General features: G+C 75.9%; 1 protein-coding gene. It reads right to left on the reverse strand.

The window, feature by feature from the left end; translation table 11 throughout:
- Positions 1-5274, reverse strand: a 5274-nt coding sequence (locus tag AB8Z36_RS32485; RefSeq protein WP_369216974.1) for an SDR family NAD(P)-dependent oxidoreductase, incomplete at both ends; no start/stop codon positions are given.

Consider the following 5274-nt stretch of genomic DNA (forward strand, 5'->3'; position numbering starts at 1 on the left):
CGCCGACGACGGCGGTGCCGTGGGTGCGGTGGGCGTTCAGCCAGGGCTGGGCGGCGAGGGAGAGGGAGCCGCTGAGGAGCACGCCGCCGTCGGCGAGGCGTACGGCGGTGTCGAGCCCTGCCGGGTCCGCCTGGGCGCCGCCCGCCTCCAGCCAGTACCGCTCGCGCTGGAAGGCGTAGGTCGGCAGGTCGACGGGGCGGCCGTGGGCGACGGCGGGCCGCCAGTCGACGGGCACGCCCGCCACGTGGGCGGCGGCGAGCGCGGTCAGGAAGCGGGCGCAGCCGCCCTCGTCGCGGCGCAGGGAACCGAGGGCGACGGCGTCGGCCCCGGCGGCGGCGACGGTGTCCTCGATGCCGACGGTGAGCACCGGGTGCGGGCTGCACTCCACGAACACGTCGTGGCCCTGGTCGACGAGGGCCCGCAGGGAGTCCTCCAGGCGGACGGTGCTGCGCAGGTTGCGGTGCCAGTACGCGGCGTCGAGGCCGGTTCCGGGCTGCCAGTCGGCGGTGACGGTGGAGAAGAACGCGATGTCGCCGTCGCGGGGTGCGACGCCGGAGAGGGCGGCGGGCAGGCTGTCGGCGAGCCGGTCGACGTGCGCGGAGTGGGAGGCGTAGTCCACGGGGATGCGGCGGGCGCGGATGTTCCGCTCCCGGCAGGTGGCCAGCAGGGTGTCGAGTCCTTCGGGGTCGCCGGAGACCACCACGGAGGCGGGTCCGTTGACGGCGGCGACGGAGACGCCGGGCAGATCGGCGACGAGGGCCTCGGCCTCTTCCCGCGAGGCGGCGACGGCCATCATGCCGCCGTGGCCGGAGAGTTCGCGGGCGATGGCGAGGCTGCGGACGGCGACCACGGCGGCGGCGTCGGCGAGGGAGAGGGCTCCGCTGACGGCGGCCGCGGCGATCTCGCCCTGGGAGTGGCCGAGGACGGCGGCGGGCTTCAGGCCGTGGGCGCGCCACAGCTCGGCGAGTGCGACCATCACCGCCCACAGGGCGGGCTGGGCGACGTCGACGCGGTCGAGGGKGGGCGCGCCCTCGGCCCGGCGCAGCACGTCGGTCAGGGACCAGTCGACGTACGGGGCGAGGGCGGCCTCGCAGGCGGCTATGTGCTCGGCGAAGACCGGCGATGCGGCGAGGAGTTCGGCGCCCATGCCTTCCCACTGGGTGCCCTGGCCCGGGAAGACCAGCACGACCCTGCGGTCGCGTCCGGCGCTGCGGCCCCCGCTGACGACGGACGCGGCGGGGCTGCCCTCGGCGAGGGAGGCGAGCCCGGCGCGGAAGTCGCCCTGGCCGGTGCCGATGACGACCGCCCGCTTCTCCAGGAGGGCCCGGTGGGCCACCAGGGAGTGGGCGATGTCTGCCGGGGCGGTGCCGGGGTGGGCGTCCAGGTGGGCGAGGAGGGCCTTGGCCTGGCCGCGCAGGGCGGCCTCACTGCGGGCCGAAAGGACCCACGGCAGGGACGCGGCCTCGGCGGGGGCATCGGTGTCGGCGCTCGCGGCGCCGGTCGTCGGAGCGCTCCACACCGGTACGGACACGCCGTCGGCCGCCGCCTGTGCGACGGGCACGTCGGCCGGGGCCTCCTCCAGGATGACGTGGGCGTTGGTGCCGCTGATGCCGAAGGAGGAGACGGCGGCGCGGCGCGGCCGCCGCGTGGCGGGCACGGGCCACTCGGTGGCCTCGGTCAGCAGCCGGACACCGTCACCCGCCCAGTCGACGTGCTCGGTCGGCGCGTCGATGTGCAGGCTCTGGGGCAGAACGCCGTGCCGCAGCGCGAGGACCATCTTCATCACACCGGCGACACCGGCGGCGGCCTGGGTGTGGCCCAGGTTGGACTTGACGGAGCCGAGCAGCAGCGGGTGGCCGCCGTCCCGGTCGCGGCCGTAGGTGGCGAGCAGCGCCTGGGCCTCGATGGGGTCGCCGAGGCGGGTACCGGTGCCGTGCGCCTCGACGGCGTCGACCTCCGCGGTGCCCACGCCCGCGTCGGCGAGGGCCTGGCGGATCACGCGCTGCTGGGCGGGGCCGTTGGGGGCGCTGAGACCGTTGCTCGCGCCGTCCTGGTTGACGGCGGAGCCGCGGACCAGGGCGAGGATCTGGTGGCCGTTGCGGCGGGCGTCGGAGAGCCGCTCGACGAGGATGAGGCCGACGCCCTCGGAGAAGCCGGTACCGTCGGCGGCCGCGGCGAAGGGCTTGCAGCGCCCGTCGGCGGCCAGGCCGCGCTGGCGGGAGAAGTCCACGATGATCTCGGGCGAGGACATCACGGTGACGCCGCCCGCGAGCGCCATGGAGCACTCGCCGCGCCGCAGCGCCTGGAGCGCCATGTGCAGGGCGACCAGGGAGGAGGAGCAGGCCGTGTCGACGGTGACGGCGGGGCCTTCGAGGCCCAGGGTGTAGGCGACGCGGCCGGAGACGATGCTGTTGGCGTTGCCGTTGTTGACGTATCCGGCGAGTTCGTCGGGGACGTGCGCGACGCGCTTGAGGTAGTCGCTGGAGGAAAGGCCCGCGAAGACGCCGGTACGGCTGCCGCGTACCGAACGGGGGTCGATGCCGGACCGTTCGAAGACCTCCCAGGAGGTTTCGAGGAGGAGCCGCTGCTGCGGGTCCATGGCGACGGCCTCGCGCGGGGAGATGCCGAAGAAGTCGGCGTCGAAGTCGGCGGCGTCGTGCAGGAAGCCGCCTTCGAGGGTGCGGGAGCTGCCCTGGTGTTCGGGCACGGCGTCGTAGAGGCCGTCCAGGTCCCAGCCCCGGTCGGCCGGGAAGGGGGCGATGGCGTCGGTGCCGTCGGCCAGCAGCCGCCACAGGTCCTCGGGCGAGCGGACACCGCCGGGCAGACGGCAGGCCATGCCGACGATGGCGAAGACGTCGTCGTCGCCGTGCGCGGCGACCGTCGGTGCGGGGGCGGCGGGCAGCGCGGCGGCGGCGCCGTCGAACAGCTCTCCGTCCAGGAAGGCGGCGAGTTCGGAGACGGTCGGGTGGTCGAAGACGAGGGTGGCGGGCAGCCGCAGTCCGGTGGCGGCGTTGAGGCGGTTGCGGAGTTCGACGGCCGTCAGCGAGTCGAAGCCGAGCTCGCGGAAGGCGCGGTCAGCGTGCAGCCGTCCGGGGTCGGCGTGGCCGAGGACGGCCGCCGCGTAGGTGGCGACCAGGTCGCGCAGGGCGCCGGTCCGCTCGTCGGCGGACAGGCCCGCGAGGCGCGGGCGCAGCCCGTCGGTGCCGGTGGCGGCGCCCGCGTCGACGGTGCGCCGCACGGGCCCCCGGTACAGGGCGCGCAGCAGGTGCGGCACGTCGCCGCCGGAGGCGCGCAGCTGTCCGGTGTCGATGCGGATCGGCACGAGGTGCGGGCGCTGCTCGGCGAGGGCGGCGTCGAAGAGGGCCATGCCGTCGGCGGCGGACAGCGGCAGGATGCCGGAGCGGCGCACCCGGGCGAGGTCGGTGTCGTCGAGGTGGCCGGTCAGGGAGCTGGTGTCGGCCCACAGGCCCCAGGACAGGGAGGTGGTGGGCAGGCCCGCCGCGCGGCGCCGGTGGGCGAGCGCGTCCAGGTAGGTGTTGGCGGCGGCGTAGTTGGCCTGCCCCGCGTTGCCGAAGACGCCCGCGCCCGCGGAGAACAGCACCAGGTCCGCGAGGTCGAGGCCGCGGGTGAGGCGGTCCAGGTGGCGGGCGGCGTCAGCCTTCGGCGCGAGGACGGTGCGCAGCCGCTCGGGGGTCAGGGACTCAAGGACGCCGTCGTCGAGGACGCCCGCGGCGTGCACGACCGCGGTGAGCGGGTGCGCGGCGGGTACGGCGGCCAGGACCCCGGCGAGCGCGTCGGCGTCGGCCGCGTCACAGGCGGCAAGGGTGACCTGCGCACCCAACTCCTCCAGTTCGGCGCGGAGTTCGGCGGCGCCCGGGGTGTCGGGGCCGCGGCGCCCGGTGAGCAGCAGATGGCGCATGCCGTGCCGGGTGACGAGGTGGCGGGCGAGGATGCCGCCGAGGACACCCGCGCCACCGGTGATCAGGACGGTGCCCTCGGGGTCCCAGGCGCGCGGCAGGGTGAGCACGATCTTGCCGTAGTGCTTGGCCTGCGCCATGTGGCGGAAGGCCTCGCGGGAGTGGCGCACGTCCCAGGTGACGGTGGGCAGCGGACGCAGCGCGCCGGAGGCGAAGAGACCGCTCAGGTCGCGGAACATCTCCTGGATGCGGTCCTCACCCGCCTCGCGCAGCTCGTACGCCTGGTAGAGGGCGACGCCGGGGTGGTCGCGGACGACCTGCTCGGGGTCGCGGACGTCGGTCTTGCCCATCTCGACGAGGCGCCCGCCGGGGGCCAGGAGGCGCAGCGAGGCGTCGATGAAGTCGCCCGCGAGGGAGTTGAGGACGACGTCGACGCCGCGTCCGCCGCTGGTGGTGCGGAAGCGGTCCTCGAAGCCGAGGGTGCGCGATGAGGCGAGGTGGGTGTCGTCCCAGCCGTCGGCGCGCAGCAGGGCGCGCTTGTGGTCCCCGGCCGTGCCGTAGACCTCGGCACCCCAGTGCCTCGCGAGCTGGGCGGCGGCCATGCCGACGCCGCCGGCCGCGGCGTGCACGAGGACGGACTCCCCCGCTTCCAGGTGGGCCAGGTCGCGCAGCCCGTAGTAGGCGGTGAGGAAGGCCACGGGGACGGAGGCCGCCTGCGTCCAGGTCCAGCCGTCGGGGACGGGAGCGACCATACGGGCGTCGGCCACGGCGTGGGTGGCGAAGCCGCCCGAGACCAGGCCCATGACGCGGTCGCCGGGGGCGAAGCCGGTGACGCCCTCGCCCACGGCCGTGACCACACCGGCGGCCTCCGCGCCCAGGAGCACGGCGGGGCCGGGGTACATGTTCAGGGTGTTGAGCACGTCGCGGAAGTTGAGTCCGGCGGCACGCACTTCGATCAGCAGGTGTCCGGCGGCGGGCGCCCCGGTCACCTCGGGGCAGGCGACGAGGTCCAGCCTGTCGACGGAGCCCTTCTCCGGGATGTCAAGCCGCCATGCCTCGGCGCCGGAGGGCACGGTGAGCACGTCGGCGGTGCGGGGCCGGGTCAGGCGGGGCGCGTGGGCCTCGCCCTGCCGGAGCGCGAGCTGCGGCTCACCGGCGGCGAGCGCGGCGGGCAGGGCCTGCCAGGAGTCGTCGTGGACGTCGAGGTCGACGAGGACGAGGCGGCCGGGGTACTGGGACTGGGCCGAGCGCACCAGGCCCCACACGGCTGCGCCGGGCAGGTCGTGGGCGGGGTCACCGGCTCCGGTGGCGACGGCGCCCCGCGTGATGACGACCAGCGGGGTCCCGTCGGTACGGT

It is taken from the genome of Streptomyces flavofungini (assembly GCF_041028215.1).
Classification (GTDB): Bacteria; Actinomycetota; Actinomycetes; order Streptomycetales; family Streptomycetaceae; genus Streptomyces; species Streptomyces flavofungini_B.